Source organism: Bacillota bacterium (assembly GCA_013177945.1).
Taxonomy (GTDB): Bacteria; Bacillota; DSM-12270; order Thermacetogeniales; family Thermacetogeniaceae; genus Ch130.
The window spans coordinates 94,696-110,564 of the sequence record JABLXW010000001.1; the positions used below are offsets into that span (position 1 = coordinate 94,696).

18 protein-coding genes and 3 pseudogenes are annotated in these 15,869 nt (G+C 52.9%); 17 read left to right on the top strand and 4 right to left on the bottom strand.

From position 1 onward, the window contains the following. Nucleotides 1–18: 18 nt before the first annotated feature. The 3 genes from HPY58_00435 to HPY58_00445 all read left to right on the top strand — a co-directional run bounded on the left by HPY58_00435 (nucleotide 19) and on the right by HPY58_00445 (nucleotide 1,862). Nucleotides 19–972 (top strand): amidase domain-containing protein, encoded by a 954-nt coding sequence (locus HPY58_00435; protein NPV28126.1) that lies wholly within the window; start codon nucleotides 19–21, stop codon nucleotides 970–972. Between the two features lie 74 nt (nucleotides 973–1,046). Beyond that, nucleotides 1,047–1,523, top strand: coding sequence for a hypothetical protein (locus tag HPY58_00440; protein NPV28127.1), 477 nt, complete (start codon nucleotides 1,047–1,049; stop codon nucleotides 1,521–1,523). A gap of 192 nt (nucleotides 1,524–1,715) precedes the next feature. After that, the gene (locus HPY58_00445) at nucleotides 1,716–1,862 is read left to right on the top strand and encodes a hypothetical protein (protein NPV28128.1); all 147 of its coding nucleotides are present in this window, start codon (nucleotides 1,716–1,718) and stop codon (nucleotides 1,860–1,862) included. Between the two features lie 10 nt (nucleotides 1,863–1,872). On the opposite strand, the gene HPY58_00450 is transcribed toward HPY58_00445, so the two are convergent. Both HPY58_00450 and HPY58_00455 read right to left on the bottom strand, forming a co-directional pair. Beyond that, entirely contained in the window at nucleotides 1,873–2,286 is a 414-nt protein-coding gene (locus HPY58_00450; protein ID NPV28129.1) for a PIN domain-containing protein, read from the bottom strand. After that, nucleotides 2,286–2,552 carry an AbrB/MazE/SpoVT family DNA-binding domain-containing protein gene (locus HPY58_00455; protein ID NPV28130.1) on the bottom strand — a complete coding sequence of 89 codons (267 nt, stop codon included), beginning with the start codon at nucleotides 2,550–2,552 and terminating at the stop codon, nucleotides 2,286–2,288. The genes HPY58_00450 and HPY58_00455 overlap by 1 nt, the downstream gene beginning before the upstream one ends. Nucleotides 2,553–2,679: 127 nt before the next feature. On the opposite strand from HPY58_00455, the pseudogene HPY58_00460 reads away from it, so the two are divergent. The 12 genes and pseudogenes from HPY58_00460 to HPY58_00515 all read left to right on the top strand — a co-directional run bounded on the left by HPY58_00460 (nucleotide 2,680) and on the right by HPY58_00515 (nucleotide 14,044). Continuing rightward, nucleotides 2,680–2,927 (top strand): annotated as a pseudogene (locus HPY58_00460) (ATP-binding cassette domain-containing protein). 193 nt (nucleotides 2,928–3,120) lie between these two features. Beyond that, nucleotides 3,121–3,684, top strand: coding sequence for a Uma2 family endonuclease (locus tag HPY58_00465; protein ID NPV28131.1), 564 nt, complete (start codon nucleotides 3,121–3,123; stop codon nucleotides 3,682–3,684). A 251-nt stretch (nucleotides 3,685–3,935) separates the two neighbouring features. Continuing rightward, nucleotides 3,936–4,246 (top strand): annotated as a pseudogene (locus tag HPY58_00470) (DUF1992 domain-containing protein). Nucleotides 4,247–4,367: 121 nt separating this feature from the next. Beyond that, on the top strand, nucleotides 4,368–5,360 hold the full coding sequence (locus tag HPY58_00475; GenBank protein NPV28132.1) for an ABC transporter permease: 993 nt from the start codon (nucleotides 4,368–4,370) through the stop codon (nucleotides 5,358–5,360). Next, nucleotides 5,353–6,177 carry an ABC transporter permease gene (locus HPY58_00480; GenBank protein ID NPV28133.1) on the top strand — a complete coding sequence of 275 codons (825 nt, stop codon included), beginning with the start codon at nucleotides 5,353–5,355 and terminating at the stop codon, nucleotides 6,175–6,177. The genes HPY58_00475 and HPY58_00480 overlap by 8 nt, the downstream gene beginning before the upstream one ends. 126 nt (nucleotides 6,178–6,303) lie before the next feature. Continuing rightward, nucleotides 6,304–7,899 (top strand): ABC transporter substrate-binding protein, encoded by a 1,596-nt coding sequence (locus tag HPY58_00485; protein ID NPV28134.1) that lies wholly within the window; start codon nucleotides 6,304–6,306, stop codon nucleotides 7,897–7,899. A 22-nt stretch (nucleotides 7,900–7,921) separates the two neighbouring features. Continuing rightward, nucleotides 7,922–8,902, top strand: coding sequence for an ABC transporter permease (locus HPY58_00490; protein NPV28135.1), 981 nt, complete (start codon nucleotides 7,922–7,924; stop codon nucleotides 8,900–8,902). Beyond that, nucleotides 8,903–9,718: an ABC transporter permease gene (locus tag HPY58_00495; protein ID NPV28136.1), complete on the top strand. Its 816-nt coding sequence runs from the start codon at nucleotides 8,903–8,905 to the stop codon at nucleotides 9,716–9,718. It begins immediately after the preceding gene. After that, entirely contained in the window at nucleotides 9,711–10,844 is a 1,134-nt protein-coding gene (locus HPY58_00500) for an MFS transporter (GenBank protein NPV28137.1), read from the top strand. Before HPY58_00495 ends, HPY58_00500 begins: the two co-directional genes overlap by 8 nt. 294 nt (nucleotides 10,845–11,138) lie before the next feature. After that, a complete protein-coding gene (locus tag HPY58_00505; GenBank protein NPV28138.1) occupies nucleotides 11,139–11,888 on the top strand; it encodes a DUF4198 domain-containing protein in 750 nt (249 codons plus the stop codon). Between the two features lie 219 nt (nucleotides 11,889–12,107). Continuing rightward, complete coding sequence (locus HPY58_00510) at nucleotides 12,108–12,896, top strand: nitrogenase reductase (protein ID NPV28139.1); 789 nt, start codon at nucleotides 12,108–12,110, stop codon at nucleotides 12,894–12,896. 287 nt (nucleotides 12,897–13,183) lie between these two features. Then, nucleotides 13,184–14,044, top strand: a complete 861-nt coding sequence (locus tag HPY58_00515; GenBank protein NPV28140.1) for a DUF89 family protein — start codon at nucleotides 13,184–13,186, stop codon at nucleotides 14,042–14,044. 64 nt (nucleotides 14,045–14,108) lie between these two features. On the opposite strand, the gene HPY58_00520 is transcribed toward HPY58_00515, so the two are convergent. Both HPY58_00520 and HPY58_00525 read right to left on the bottom strand, forming a co-directional pair. Beyond that, nucleotides 14,109–14,474 (bottom strand): hypothetical protein, encoded by a 366-nt coding sequence (locus HPY58_00520; GenBank protein NPV28141.1) that lies wholly within the window; start codon nucleotides 14,472–14,474, stop codon nucleotides 14,109–14,111. A gap of 14 nt (nucleotides 14,475–14,488) precedes the next feature. Beyond that, nucleotides 14,489–14,791 (bottom strand): annotated as a pseudogene (locus tag HPY58_00525) (carboxymuconolactone decarboxylase family protein). A 244-nt stretch (nucleotides 14,792–15,035) separates the two neighbouring features. Here HPY58_00525 and HPY58_00530 point away from each other — a divergent pair. Next, nucleotides 15,036–15,455 carry a PadR family transcriptional regulator gene (locus HPY58_00530; protein NPV28142.1) on the top strand — a complete coding sequence of 140 codons (420 nt, stop codon included), beginning with the start codon at nucleotides 15,036–15,038 and terminating at the stop codon, nucleotides 15,453–15,455. Nucleotides 15,456–15,493: 38 nt separating this feature from the next. Next, on the top strand, nucleotides 15,494–15,748 hold the full coding sequence (locus HPY58_00535; GenBank protein NPV28143.1) for a hypothetical protein: 255 nt from the start codon (nucleotides 15,494–15,496) through the stop codon (nucleotides 15,746–15,748). Nucleotides 15,749–15,869 lie beyond the last annotated feature (121 nt).

Here is a 15,869-nt window from a genome sequence, read left to right on the forward strand (position 1 = left end):
TAAGGAGGTTAAGCGCCCATGTTGCGGAAAATTAGTACCCGCTGGCAGGCAGCAATAGCAATCTTACTCTTACTCGCGCTGCTTGCCGGACCAGGGGTGGCCGGTTATACAGCTGTTCAAGAAGGAAATGGTACGGTAGACGAACTGATCAACATGCAAGTAATGGAGCAGCAGAAGGTTGAAAAAGGGCAGAAGATCTTCGAAGAGCTTCTGCGTCAGAAAGTCGGTAAGGTCCCTAAATACGGCACAGAGGAGTACTGGCAGCGCCTCACCGAGTATGCCGACCCCGCAGGAAAGCTGCGGCGTCAAGATCCCCAGAAATGGGAACTGATAGATGCTTACGCCTACGACTACTACGTCCGAAACATTTTGCCGCCGGTAGGGTCACCAGAAGAGGAGCTAAGGAAGCAATCGCAGCAAAAGCCTGCTCCTACCGTCATACAAAGTGGCTCGTACAACCGTTCGGGGGCTGTTAATTATGCCTACCGTTATGTCGGCAACGCGAGTGACAATCCTTTTTACAAAAACTACAATCCCGCTTACCACGCTTTTCGTGCCGACTGCACCAACTTTGTCTCCCAGTGTCTTAAAGAAGGCGGCGGGATACCGATGGTTGATGCCTGGTGGCGGCCCTGGTGGGACAAAGACGACTGGTACTACTACCGCCACGGTAGCGATGCTTACGACAGCAACAACGACGACGACTGGTCCTGGAGTTGGGTGAAGGTGGAGACCCTCCACTGGCACATCCGGAGTCGTTTAGGGACCCTGGTTTCCTCACCCAGCCAACTGCAATTGGGTGACATCGTGCAGCTCAACCTCGATGATAGCGATCCAAACGATCACTCGATGATCGTAACGAAGATTGATAGTGCAGGGAATCGACATGTGACGTACCATACAACTAACACAAAGGACAGAAAATTAAGCGACATCAGTGGCACCAAGTACTACCTCCATATAACATATTAAATAAAACAGGCTGCCCCAGGCCTCCTGCCTGGGGCAGGCTTACCCTTTCATGCCATATAGGAGGAGATAGAACCTTGAAAAAACTCACGGTCTTTTTTGTGATCTTAGTTATTCCGCTGATCTTTACCGGGTGCCAGAAATACGATCCCGTCGACACTCTGCAAGCTACGGTTAAAGTCAGCGTGTACTTTTCTCCTGATCCACACGATCCCTGTTACGACTGGTATAAAGGTAGGAGGCCAGACCCAGAGAAACACCGGCAGGTAGTATATCAAGTAACCGTAACAAACACCGGAAAAAGGAATAAAAGCTTCATTTTAGTCGACCCGATTCTTGATCCTTCTTTTAAGAAACTCGTCATCAACGAGTGCTTAGGCATCCCTGGGGCTGTAGCTCCAGGTAAAACAGTCACCCTGGACAAGGTTACGTACCTCATTGAAGGCAACCCTGACGAAGTTGAAAGACTTGCCTACCAAAGCAAAGTGCGGATCGTCTGGGAGGAAGGCGGCAAAAAGTGGGAGAAGGTTGTTAGCGTTACTCCGGAAAGGTAGTCTGATTGGCTCAGAATTTACTGTCCTTGATATAGGGGCGGGTGATGGCGCGTTTATCATTCAGTTGGCGGCTGCCTTTTGCTTGCAATTTTCACGCTAAAGAGAACCCTCTTAGGTTGCTACAAAAGCGAGTATCAAGGCTAGCTGTGAGAATTTAATCCAAAGATCAAGAAGGTTTGGAGGGGGATTTTGATGAAAAAAAGTTTTTCCCTGAAGGGCATCTCCTTTTTGATGGTTTTTGTTCTGCTGATGTCTTTGCTTCCTGCTCTTGGCCATGGAGGGGCGGTTAGGGAGCAGGGAATTCAGGTTTATCTGAAGCGGGTCTTGACATGCAGCTAGATTGGGTCGGTTACCCATCTCCTGGCGGGGCAACCCATTTGACGTTCAACTTTTCAAAATCGTTGTCAAAGGAGCAGATGCTTTCCTCACGTGCTCGGGCCAGCGCGGCAAGGTAGGCATCTGCGAAGTCGACATTTTTTTCCGCCATATCTTGCAGGGCCTGGATAAGCAAAGCGGGGTTTTCAGGGTAAATTCCGTCGGCACTGAGAAAGGAGATTAAGGTTTCGGCAATCTGGCTTTTGGCATACCTGTAAAAAGAAGACAGAACCCAGACGATTTCGGCTACTACCAGGTGAGATACTCGCAGGCCGATTTCTCCTTTTTCAGCACGGCTCATTAGCTCCAGGGCTTGAGCGGCCATTTCGGGTGGGTCGCCGGTGAGAAAGCGCAAGACAACGTTGGCATCAACCCACAAATAGACCATTACGTTTCTTTCCCCTTGTCCAGTATCTGCCGGGCGAGTCCACCAGCCACCTCTTCCCGGACTTCTGCCTTGCCGGGGTAAGGTCTCTTCGCGGGCAGGGAGGCATAGAGCTCAGTTAAGCGTTTGCGCTTCAGGACCCTTATCTTAACTTCCCCGCCCGGGTCGAGATCGAACACGAGCTCGTCTCCCGGTTGCAGGTTAAGCTTGCGGCGGACGATTACGGGTATTGTTACCTGTCCCTTACTTGTTAGCCTTGCTCTTATCATTTAAATACCTCCTTACACCTGAATATAATCCTTACGTCAGTTCCTGTCAAGGGTAGTTGCCTGAAGGTGGTTTGGCGGTTTAACACGTTTGGTCATAAATCGCCATTTTAATCAAAAACTCCGAGGTCCCCTCAGGTATGTAGCCCTTGAGCGCATGGTAGTCTGTCACAAGGGGGGGCTGAAGGGATTCGAAAAAAATACATATTGAAGGATAGAGAAATTGAGGCAGTGAAAGGAGTTGGCCTGGAAATTAAAAGTGGTGAGGTGGTGGCCCTGGTGGGGGAATCCGGTTCCGGCAAATCTACGCTTGCCCACATTTTGGCAGGGGTTTTGCCGGCCGATGCGGGCCGGGTATTTTTTAAAAACAAAAAAGTGAGGCGAACCGCCGGTTCTCGACGCCAGGCCAGCAATAATTACGCTGCTGTCCAGGAATACTTTAATTTGTTTATTTTTGCAGCCAGGCAGGTTCAGATAGTTTGCACAAACTGCTGTGTTCAGGTAAAATAATGAAAAAACCGCGGATTAAGACAATGCCAAAACCAGTACCGGAGAAATGGAGGTGCGAAAAATGAGAGCCGTCCCGGGTGAGCTGGCGGCCGGCCGGCAAAGGTATACCTACGAAGACTACTGCCGCCTTCCGGAAGGGTCGCCCTATCAACTGATTGGGGGGGAACTGGTCATGACGCCCTCGCCGACACCATACCACCAGATGGTGTCCATGAAACTGGAATTAAAAATGGCGGGTTATGTCCTGGAAAAAGGACTGGGCGTTGTTTTGTACGCTCCTGTGGATGTCTATCTGGAAGAAACGGAAACCTACCAGCCGGACATAATTTATATTTCCAACGAAAGGCTGTTCATTATCGAAGAGAACCGGATTAATGGCGCCCCGGACCTGGTGGTGGAAATCCTTTCTCCCGGTACCGGTTATTACGACCTGCGGACCAAGTATAAGATTTACGAAAAGAGCGGCGTCAGGGAATACTGGATCGTTGATCCCCATAGTAAATCGGTCCAGGTTTTTTGCCTGAAGGGTGGAAAATATGCCCTGGACCAGGAAGTGGAGCAACAGGGAGAGGTTCAATCCCGTGTAATCGCCGGATTTGCGGTACAGGTGGAAAGTATTTTTTAAATAGCTCACCCAAACTCATGCCCTCTCTTTTGCGGTCGTCCCAGGGGCGGGGGGCTTCTCCCGGCCCGGCAGAGGCTGGGGCGGATCCAGCTTCCTGTCTAATGCCTTTCACCTCAAGCTTTTCCATCCGTGGCTGTGCACGGCAACTGGAGCATCATCCCTGACCACCCTCATCGCGGCCTCCCTGGGAATGGAATGATACGAGTACCGGAAACTGCCAGGTTATAGATATGGGAAGTGATTTCATGGGTATGGATATTCTGGCCATCCTGGCCGAAGAGAAAATCCGGGAAGCCATGCGCAGGGGTGAGTTTGCAAACCTTGCGGGAAAAGGGCAGCCCCTGCAGGTGGACGACCTGTCCCACGTCCCCGAACAGCTGCGGGCCGGTTATACCATCAAAACGCGGGGGTGCTGCCCGAAGAAATGCAACTGAAAAACGTCGCTGTAGCATACGCCCAAAACCTGACTCCGGCCGGAGTGGGTTTCGGCAACAAAACTTATCTTTCAGCAGGAATTACCTTATTCTTGTCGAATAGGTTGAAATCAGAAGGCGTCTCGTGAAGGGACGCGCGCGGAAGAACCCAGGCGGAACATCAAAACCACGGAGGTTTTCATTCTTGCCACGAAGGCAGGAAAGGAGAATTTCTGTGGTTTTTTCTTTTAGGGTGGCGGGGAGCAGCTAATGAGGAGATTTTACTTATCCTTGAGGTTGGTCTGGTATTTATTAGCTTTTTTCTGCGTAATCACTTTGAACTTTTTCCTGATCCGCTTCATGCCGGGAGATCCCCTGGTTCATCTCTTGGGTGAGGAAAACTACCAGTATCTCTACGTTCACGAACCTGAGACCTTGGAGGAGTTGAAAGCCAGGTACGGGCTGGACAAGCCCTTGCCCGTTCAGTTCGGCATTTACCTTGCCAGCTGCCTGAAAGGGGACTTTGGCTGGTCCTATCAATACGGACAGCCTGTTTTCAAGGTGATCCTCTTCCGCATCAAGTGGACGCTTGTCCTGCTCCTGCCGGCGATTATCCTGGCTGCCATTTTAGGGGCTTACCTGGGGACGCTGGCCGGCTGGAAAAAAGGGCAGAAAGCTGACCTTGTCTTCACTCCCGTGCTCCTGTTCTTTTACACCGTCCCTACTTACTGCTTCGGGATGCTGCTGCTCCTGCTCTTTGCCTTTTACCTCGACCTCTTCCCTTTAGGTGGAATGGTGAGCGGGGATCTTTCCGGCCCGGCCAGGCTGGCCGATATCTTGTGGCACATGTGCCTTCCCCTGACGGTTCTGGTTATCCACAACGGCGCCTACAACTACATCATCATGCGCAACGCCGTGGCGCAGGTAAAGACAGAGGAATATGTGCTGACCGCCTTTGCAAAAGGTTTGAGGGAAAGAAGGGTTCTCTTCGGGCACATTTTCCGCAACGCTTTGCCGCCGCTGGTGACGGTGGTGGCCCTTGATTTCGGGTTCTTGCTGGCCGGGGCGCTGCTGGTGGAGGTGGTCTTTTCCTGGCAGGGGATGGGCACGTTAATCTATGATGCGGTAGTCTCCAGGGACTACCCCATGCTCCAGGGGTGCTTCCTGATCTTAACCATCTGTGTGATGCTGGCCAATTTCCTGGCCGACCTCGCCTATGCGTTGATCGACCCCAGGATCAAAGAGGGTGAGGCTTTTGTTTAAAAACAGGATGGCAGCTACAGGCTTGAGCCTACTTCTGCTTTTTTTAATCACGGCGATTTTCGCCCCTCTCCTGTCACCCCATGATCCCTGGGCGCTGGGGACTCCGTACCTGCCGCCGGGGGGAGAGCATCCTTTAGGCACCAACGACATTGGGCAGGATCTCTTAAGCGAACTGATTTACGGTGCCCGCATCTCCCTGTTTATCGGTTTTTTTGCCGCCTTTCTGGCTACTGTCATCGGCACCCTGGTAGGGCTTGCGGCAGGTTATCTGCGGGGAACCCTGGATGAACTCCTGATGCGCTTCGCCGATCTCTTTTTCCTGATTCCCACTCTGCCGCTGGTGATCGTGCTGGTGGCTTACCTCAAGCCCAGCATCTGGAACATTATTATTGCCATCTCCCTTCTGGGCTGGGCGGGAACGGCCCGCGTGGTCCGCTCAAGAGTGCTGCAGATCAGGGAAATGCCCTTTGTCAGGAGTGCCCGCGCCCTGGGAGCCGGCAGTTTCTACATCATGCTCCGGCATATCCTCCCCAATACCACAGAGGTTGTTTTCGCCAAGGCTTCCCTGGCGGTTGCCGGTGCTATGCTCACGGAAGCGGGAATAAGCTTTCTCGGGCTTGGCGACCCGACGCAAAAGAGCTGGGGAATGATGCTACACTACGCCTTCACCCACGGGGGGATCGTCAACGGCTACTGGTGGTGGTACCTTCCCCCTGTTTTCTGCATTTCCTTCGCGGTGTTGAGCTTTGTGCTTTTAGGCCACGCCGGACAGGAGGAGAGGTTAGAGACCCGCTGGTTGCCTGAAGTTAAGTTATAGAATAAGCTCGGTTTTTATCAGGGCATTTAGGCGTTGGATGAGGGGGTGATGGACGGAGAACGTGGTTAGCCCCATGGCCGGGGCAGGGTGACTCGAAGTTTAGTTAAGAGCAAGGGAGGGCGAGTGATGAGACTCTGGAAAAGATTGTTTTCAGTGAGCGGTATGATGCTGGTGCTGGTGGCGGGCATCATTTTGGCAGGCTGCGGAAAGCAGCACCCGACATCTACCCCACCACCCAGGGAAAACATCCTGGTGATTGCTCCCAAGTACGAGGGCGATAATTTGAACCCCATCTTGGGCTACGGCAAGTACGGGGGCTCCAAGTTCTTCAATGGGCTGGTAAAATTTGACGAAAACCTCAATGTAGTTCCAGACCTTGCTGAATCTTGGGAAATTTCCCCTGATGGTAAGACCTACACCTTTCACCTCCGCAAAGGGGTAAGATGGCATGATGGGAAGGAGTTTACTGCCGGGGACGTGAAGTTCACCTACGAGAAAATCCTTGATCCTGAAGTGGCTTCTCCCCTCAAGCCCTACTTTGAATTTGTAGAAAGGATTGATGTTATTGATGACCACACATTGAGGATTCAACTCTCCAAGCCTTATGCCCCGTTTCTAGAGAGACTGGTGGTCGGGATTGTCCCCAAGCACCTCTTGGAAGGGAAGGACATCAAGACTGCTGAGTTCAACCAGCACCCTGTGGGCACAGGTCCCTTTAAATTCGTGGAGTGGAGAAAAGGAGAGAGGCTGGTCATGGAGGCAAACCCCGATTACTTCCTGGGGAAGCCGGAGATCGACAGGGTCGTGGTTTCTTTTATTCCAGATGAAAACACCCGCCTCCTCCAGCTGACCAAAGGGGATGTCGATGTGGCTTTCTTGCCTCCCAGGCTGGCGGCGAAGGCTCAAAGCAAAAATATTCAGGTGGTTGCTGTTCCCACAGGTGAATGGTGTGGCATCGGCCTCCCTTATAAGAACCCGCTCTTCCGGGATCGAAACCTCCGACAGGCCCTTGCTTATGCCATCGATAAACAGGCCATTGTCGATAGGATACTCGAGGGCAAAGGGGAGCCCACCAGCATTCCCTTCCGGAGCAACCACTGGGCCTTTAACCCTAAAGCCAAAAGGTACAGCCCTGACCTGGAAAAGGCAAAGGCCCTGCTGGCCGCCTCCGGCTGGAAGGATACCGACGGCGACGGAATTCTGGATAAAAACGGAAAGCCCCTCCGGTTCACCTTGATGTATGCCGCAGACGATGTCCTGCGTAAGGATATCTGCACCGCCGTGAGAACAGATTTGAAAAAGGTCGGCATAGATATAGAGCTGGCCGGGCTGAGTTGGGAGCAGATTAAACCCAGAATGTATACTGATGCCACCCTCTTTTTCTGGTCGACTGTCTATGATCCCGATGACCAGTATCCCATCTGGCACTCGGAGTTTATCGGCCAGGGCTGGTGGAACCCCGCCTGCTACCAGAACGAAATGGTTGACGAGCTTCTCGAAAAGGGCCGGGCGACCATGGATAAAGAGGAACGCCGGAAAATCTACGGGGAGCTGCAGCAAATCCTTGCCGAAGAGCAGCCGATGATCTTCATTGCTTATATCGACCACACCTACGCCTGCAGCACAAGGGTTGAAGGACTCAAAATCCAGCCCGAAGGCCACAGCGGCTATATGACCGAGGGCCTCTGGTGGAACCTGGAAGAATGGAGGCTGGAGAAATGAGGAAGAGGGAGAAAAGCGGGCAATGGGCTTAAGCAGTTATCTCTTAAGGAGGGGGAGCCAGCTTCTCCCCCTCCTTTTCGGGATCAGTATCCTGGCTTTTCTCATCATCCATCTGTCTCCCATTGACCCCGTCGAACTCTACCTGGGCAAGGAAGAAGCAGGCCTGCTGACACCGGAAGATCGGGCGCGGCTCCAGGCTTCCTGGGGGCTGGACAAACCCTTGCCTGTCCAGTACTTTGTCTGGTTGGGCCGCCTGCTGCGGGGAGATTTAGGCACATCCCAACTCATCGGACGACCCGTTCTCCAGGTCATTGGAGAGCGCCTGCCGGCCACCCTGGCGCTCATGGGCACAGGCTACCTGCTCATTATTGCTGTCAGCATTTACCTGGGGGTGGCTTCTGCTAAAAAGCAGGGGTCCCTTTTTGACCACGCCTGTACAACTGTCAGTTTCGCCCTTTACTCCACGCCCAATTTCTGGCTTGCCCTCATCCTTATTTATATTTTTTCCCTTAAGCTGAACATCTTTCCTGTGTGCGGAACCGCTTCGAGCCGGGCAACCACCTTTTCCTTTTTGGAGTTTTTGCATCATTTAGTTTTACCGGCTCTCGTGCTTGCCCTTACTACCGCACCCTGGTACACCAGGTTCCTCCGGGCCAGTTTGCTGGAGGTGCTTGCCTTTGACTTTATTTTGGTGGCCCGGGCAAAGGGTCTTCCGGAAAAGGCCGTCCTCCTCCGGCACGCTCTCCGGAACGCCCTCCTTCCCTTTGTTACCCTTTTGGGGATGGCCTTCCCTCACCTCGTTGGGGGGAGCGTGGTCATCGAGACCATCTTCGCCTGGCCGGGAGTGGGACGGCTGCTGGTGGAAAGCGCGCTGCGGGCAGACTACCCGGTCTTGATGGGGCTTGTTCTCCTTTTAAGCATCTTCGTTGTGCTAGGGAACCTCCTTGCGGACATCACCTACGCTTTCGTCGATCCGCGGGTAAGGTACGGTGGTGAACTCTGAGTGCCGAAAAGAGCTGTCTTTGGTGCTTGCTTTCTCTGTCTTGTTTGCCTTTTGGCTGCTTTTGCTCCGCTGATTTCTCCCGGTGATCCCACGGCAACTTCCCTGGACAGGGCCAGCCAGGCACCTTCTTTCAGACACCCCTTTGGCACAGATGACCTGGGCGGGGATGTCCTGAGCCGGTGCCTTTACGGGGCCCGGGTTTCCCTGCTGGTCGGGTTCCTGGTGGCCGTAATCACCACCGTGCTGGGGGTCGCTATCGGCCTGGTCTCCGGGTATTGGGGAGGCATTCTGGACAACATCTTGATGCGCTGCGTGGATATCTTCAACTCTCTACCGAATATCGTTGTTTACATTGTACTCCTCGCCTACTTTAAACCGGGGCTTGCCAATGTGGTCCTTGTGTTAGCTCTTACCGGCTGGACGGCCACCGCCCGGGTGATCCGGAGCGAAACGCTCTCGTTGAGAGAAAGAGAATTTGTGCTGGCTGCCAGGGCGCTGGGTGCCTCAAGGGGATATCTCATCTTTTTTCACATCCTGCCCAATGTCGTTGCTCCCATGCTGGTCGCCGCTACCTTCAGCGTAGCCCACGCCATTCTGGCGGAGTCCACGTTGAGTTTTCTGGGCCTTGGCATCCCGCCGCATGAGCCGAGCTGGGGGAACATTATCATGGAAGAGATGGACGATCTGATGGCCGGTGTCTGGTGGACGGTTTTCTTTCCGGGCCTGGCCCTTATTTCCACCGTACTGGCGGTGAATTCTTTGGGCGAAGGTTTAAAGGAAATGCTTGAGGCCGGAAGGGGAGCCAGAAATGTTTAGGGACCGCAACGTCCTTTTATTCAGCGCAGCTATCATTCTGGCCCTGTCAGGGCAGGGCTTTGTCGTCCCCTTTCTCCCTGTTTATGCCCGGCAATTAGGAGCGAGCTATTTTGAAGTAGGGATGCTCTTTGCGGCCCTCGAGATTGCCTGGGCCCTGGCGGTGCTTCCGCTGGGACTGCTGGCCGATAGATTCGGGAGGAAATATTTTGCCTGTGCCGGGTTTGCGCTGCTTTCATTGACTCCGGTGGCCTATGCCTTATCCCGGCACCCCTGGCAACTGATCGGCTTCAGGTGCCTCCAGGGCATCAGCGAAGCCCTGAACTTTACCATTGGAACTGCCTATGTGGCCGGGATGGCCCGAAAAAAGGGGCAGGCCATCGGTGCCTACCACTCCCTGGCCAATCTGGGGTTTGCCCTTACTCCTATTCCTGCAGGCCTGCTTATCGATTTCCTGGGAATTAAAAAGGTCTTTTTAATCGGAGCAGCGGTGATGGGCATGGGTTTTCTGGCCTCGCTGCCTGCAGAGCGGGACGAGCCTTCCAATGATCAAACCAGATCCGTGCACTTCATAAAAAACCGGTTGGTTTACCTGCTCTCTGTGCTGGCTGTTTTCCCGGCTCTGACAATAGGTTTCTGCAATGCTTTCTTGCAGGTTTTCTTTTACGAGCTGGTTCCTTCTGAAAGAGTGGTCGGCTTCACCATAACCATTTACTTTATCAGCTACAGCCTGGCCGTCTTGCTGGCAGGGCATCTCACAGACTCCCTTGGGTGGCGGCGTCCCTTGCTCCTGGGCCTCTTCGGGAGCGGGGTCAGTTTCGCTGCCCTGGCCCTGGCTCGGGACGTCATCCGGGCAGGGGTAAGCGCAGGGTTTCTCGGCCTTGCCCAGGCCCTGGCCTCCGTTCCTTTCACGGTCAGGCTGGCCGAACTCTTTCCAGGAGAAACTGCCGGCAGTTTAAGCGTTCTAACAGTTTTTCGGATGGCCGCCCTGGCCGGCGGCGCCTCCCTGGGTGGAATGTTTTCCCAGTTAACGGGGTTGAGGCCGGCGTTTTTGCTTTGTGGCGGAATCATGTTTTTGGGAGGTGCATTGCTGGTTTTGATGAAAAAATACACCGAATACACCGGGTAAAAGCAATTTTTTGCAGGCATCCTGGGCAGGAATTTTCTGTTTTGCGTCGAAGTAAACACTAGCAAGAAGGGACGGCTGGAGCCGTTTGGATTTTCGGCGTTTTTTTGGGTTGCCGTGAAGGCCGGCATTGAATTTAACAATTAATCCATCCGGCTTTAAGAAGCAGACCACGGAGGTCTTGCGCCTCCCTGAAGGGAGGAGAAACTTTCGTGGTTTTTTGTTTTTTAGAAATACGTGAGGCTTGCAAGAAAGGTCAGAATTTATGAAAACTAAAAGTCCTTAAGGGGGATTGAAATGAAGTCCAGATCGCTTCGGGATACGACCCACCTCGTCATCCGGGGCCACGAGGGGTGGCTCGATGTAGGCCGCGTGCACTACCACCCCGGCGCTCCTGTCGAGGTCTTTTTCAAGTGGGGGCACAACATGAAGCCGGACGGGTTGTGCCAGAAAGAAAGGCTCCAGGCTTACCTGGTTGACCCTGAGGGAATCAAAGAAAACTTGAATCTCTACGATCACGACGATCTTTCCTACGCCCTTTCTTTCACTCCGGCAAAGGAGGGTTTCTATCAGGTCGTTGTGGAGCAGGACGGGATTGTAACGGTTACGGTCGACGGCAAATACCTGCTTTTGCCCAAAAAAGACTGCCAGTTTCCCCTGGAAGCCGCGGCCTTCACCCAGTATGCGCGGGCAATTATCCCGGTCGGCCACGACCTGGAAGGGGAGGTCAGGCCGGCAGGCAATGCCCTGGAGCTTGCGCCGCTGCTCTGGAAGACCTGGCGGGCCGGTGATCGTTTAAGGCTGCATGCTCTGTTCCGGGGCCAGCCTGTGGCAGGTGTGAAAATAACCTTCGTCGACGGGGATTCGCCTGATGTGGGCGAACCTCTTGTAAAAGAAACGGGAGAAGACGGTCTCGTGGACTTTACGTTAAGTGAATCGGGTCGCTACCTGATCCTGGCAAGATACGTGGATGAAACCGACGCAAAAGAGGGGTACTACGACCAGCGGCGTTTTACCGCGACCCTCCCGCTCCTGGTGACCAGGTGATCCAGGTGTAGAAAAAGAGTCTCCTGCCCGGGGAGCGCGCTCCCCGGGCAGGACGGAAAAGAGCCTTTGGGGAGCGGCCGGATTGTTGGGGGGGCTGTTCTGAGGGTGCCTGGACATAAAACCGTACTCTTCTGATTTGGACAGTGTTTCTGATTTGGACAGTGTTTCTGAGGCACGCACAGGCTGGTTTAAAGATGATTCAAGGAGGGTTGGTTAAGGATGCCTAAATTGCTTGTTGGCGGCCGGGGCGGCAGCGGGAAGAGCACACTGGTGACCCTGCTGGCGCGGCGGCTGGGAGAAAAGGAAAGGGTGCTGGTGGTGGATGCCGACGAATCGAATTTAGGATTGGGTACAATGTTAAATCTGCAGCCGCCGGAAAAGACGTTAATGGACCACCTGGGGGGCAAGCCGGCGGTAAGGGAGAAGTTGATGGCTGCCATCCGGGGTCAGGGCGATGAAGTTATTCAGCTTTTTGCCGAAAAAATCACTCTGGACAACCTGCCGGAGGAATGCATGTACAGGGAGGGGCAGGTGGCCTGGATGCAAGTGGGCAAGATCGAGCATGTCATGGAGGGGTGCGCCTGCCCCATGGGTGCGCTGGCGCGGGCCTTCTTAAACCACCTGGCGGTGGGAGACGGCGAATGGGTCCTGGTTGACACCGAGGCGGGGGTGGAGCACTTCGGACGGGGAGTCCTGGAAGGTGTGGATGCCGTGCTGATGGTGGTGGATCCTTCCCACGATGCAGTCGTCCTGGCCGAGAAGGCTGCAAGCCTGGCCCGGGAAGCGAAAAAGGACTTCGGAGTGGCACTGAATAAGGTGGATGAGAAAACAGAGCCTGTTTTAAAAGAAATGCTGGCGGCGAAGGGCATCGAGATCAAGGGCGTTTTCCCTTATTCCCCGGCCATAGCCCGGGCAAGTCTGCTGGGGGGTCCTCTGGAAGGAGGCACCATGCAGGAAGAGGTAGACAGGCTGGTGAGCTGGATTGAAGAGATGTTGAAACGAAACTAGCCATCACACGAACTCGGCGACCGGGGATATGGTTTACCCGGCCGGTTTTTGCGGGCAGGTATGCAGATTACCGAGAAATGTTCCCGAGCAAAAAGGATGAAGCCCCTGCTTTTACTGGCGAACTGCCCAAGGAAAGCCAGGAATTTATCCCGGTATTAACTTGAGCGAAGAAGTGAGGGTGTCGGGAAAGGGGAACGTAGCGGGCCACAAGAAGCACTCGTATTGGCTGGAGCCAGGAAAGAACCCGGGCCCCAATGCTACTTGAAAGAGGTGGGTTTTGACCGGTCATGTTGAGATTTCACGACTGCGCCCCCTGCCTGGTGAGGCAGGCTCTGGATGCGGCGCGGCTGGCCGCCACGGACGAACAGGTCCAAGAAAGAGTCCTCCGAAAAGTACTGGCAGCATTCGCAGAGGTCTCCTTTACGCAATACCCCGCCAGGCTCAGTTACCTGGCTCACAGCATTGTCAAGCGAGAAACCGGATGCTCAGACCCTTACCGGCCCCTGAAGCACTTTTTTAATAAAGCATCCCGCAGGCTGTACCCGCGCTTAAAAGAGATCGTCAGGACTTCCGAAAACAGCCTCGAGGCGGCAGTTAAAATAGCGATTGCCGGAAACATCATCGATTTTGCCATTCGGGATCTCGAGACGGTAAACAGAACAATCGAAGATACTCTGGAGAAGCCTTTCGCCATCAATCATTTTCGTGAATTTCGAGAGGCCGTTGAGAAAGCAAAAAAGATTCTTTATATCGGAGACAATGCCGGAGAAACCTTCTTCGACCGGATTCTCATCGAAAAACTTCCGTTTGAAAAGCTCAGTTATGTTGTAAAAGGAGGCCCGATCATCAACGATGCCACAAAAGAGGATGCAATTTTTGCAGGTTTACCTGAACTGGTGGAGGTAGTTGACACCGGTTCCGATACACCGGGCACCTTACTGGAAGCATGCTCACCAGAATTTCAGGAAAGGTTCCAACAGGCGGATCTGGTTATTGCAAAAGGGCAGGCGAACTACGAAACCCTTCAGTTTTGTGGAAAAGATATATTTTTCCTGCTCCGGGTGAAGTGCCCGATCATCGCCCGGGATACAGGCCGTCCAATAGGCAGCATCGTTTTACAATATAAAAGGGCAGGCCAAACTTTTTGATTCTTTTGATAAAAAAAGAGAGGGTTTTCTCTAAAGACCCTCTTTTTCGCTTTTTTATAAAGGGCTACATTAATGTCAGGAAGATGGTGTCACCATCTTTAAAGGCTCGTACCAGCTCGCAGTGGCGCAGGATTGCAAACTGCTTCTCGAGGTCTTCCCAGGGCATCCCTATATAAGTTGCCAGCTCATCGCGGGTTGCCTTTCCTTTTTCTTTCAAGTAGTCGTAAATCTTTCTCTGTAAGGGAGTAAGCCCCTCGGCTCCCTTAAGCCCCTGCAACTCCCGGCTCGCCCTGGCAGCCGAAACTGCGCCCGGGTCGCAGGGTTGAGGGCGGGTTAAAGCCGCAATATAGCAGTCCTCGCAGAGCTTTCGCCCTAAATGCTCGTGGATTTCGATTTCAGGAACATCTGCCTGGCATTTGTCGCAGCGCACCTGAAAAGCCTCCTTTATTCTTCTTGATCTAAGGCACCAAGATCCTTCAAAGCTTTTACCACATAAGATGTGTAAGCGATGGATGGCCCTCCCCCCATCATTACGGCCACACCGCATGCCTCAAGAATTTCTTCGGTCGTTGCACCCTCCCCGAGGGCGCGCTTAACATGGCTGGCGATTCACGGCTGGCAGCGGATTGCAACTGCTACGGCTACCGCGATCAGTTCCTTGAACTTTGGCGCTAGAATTCTTTCTTTCATAACTGACTGGGCAAGGGCATGAAAGTTCTCCAGTACACCGGGAAGATGCCGCGCCATTTGAGCCTGCCCCTCTTGGAGTTGGTTCAGAAGGGCTTGTGTTTCATTGAGCACCGGCTCACCCCCTTTCCTGCGGAAGATTTTGCTTCGAGTACCCTTCTCAAGGCATTTTACCTATATATGTTGGCAACATATATTATAATCCAAACCTTTCGTCAGGGTCAAGCGGTTTTCGGTGCTCAGAACTATTTTCAAAAGGGTCTGCTGGGTGTTAAGATATTAAGACGGAGAAAAGCTGAATTAAATGGAGGGGGCGGCAGTGTTCCACGGTGGCTACCCTGATGATACAGATTTTAAAGAACATGATGAAGCCTGGCGGTGCCCCGGGGGCCCTTTAAAAAAATTCATCCAGCCCTGTTTACTTCTCCTGCTGCGGCAAAAACCGGCTTATGGATACGAACTTATAGAAAATTTAACGGGATTCGGATTGATGCAAACACCCGACCCTGGCGCAGTTTACCGCAACCTGCGCCGGATGGAAGAAGATGGCCTGGTTCAATCGCACTGGGATACATCTGGTACAGGGCCACCCCGCCGCTTTTATAAACTAACTGGCGAAGGGGAAGATGTTCTTCGCGCCTGGGTGCTAACAATTAAGAAAAACAAAGAACTGCTTGAGGAATTCCTTCAGCGGTACTGTGAAATCACCGGGGAGGAATTATAAAAGCAAGGTTTTCGGGGAGAGGCAGGAGCAGATTGAGGATGTGCCATGATTTTGAGCAGATGAGCAGCGAAGAGTTAAAAAAGGAACTGAACCGTCTCTATGAAGAGCAGTCTGACCTTGAGCGGGAGCGAAGTTTTGTCTTATGCAAAACACCTGTACACATACCGGACGGTGTGCGAAAAAGACTGGACCAGGAGCTTGATGACTTAAAAAGAAAAATTGAATTAATCGAAGCCGTTCTCAAAAGACGAGGCTACGGCCCCGATTTTCTGCGAAAGCATTTAACTAAATAATTGTTCAAATTAATTAACATTTGTTTAATTTTTCCTTAATGGAAAGGAGTTATCAGAGGATCAGAGGGATAGAAAAAGCCATGAGGGTAATCCTCATGGCGCTTTTTGCGCCGCCATTGAG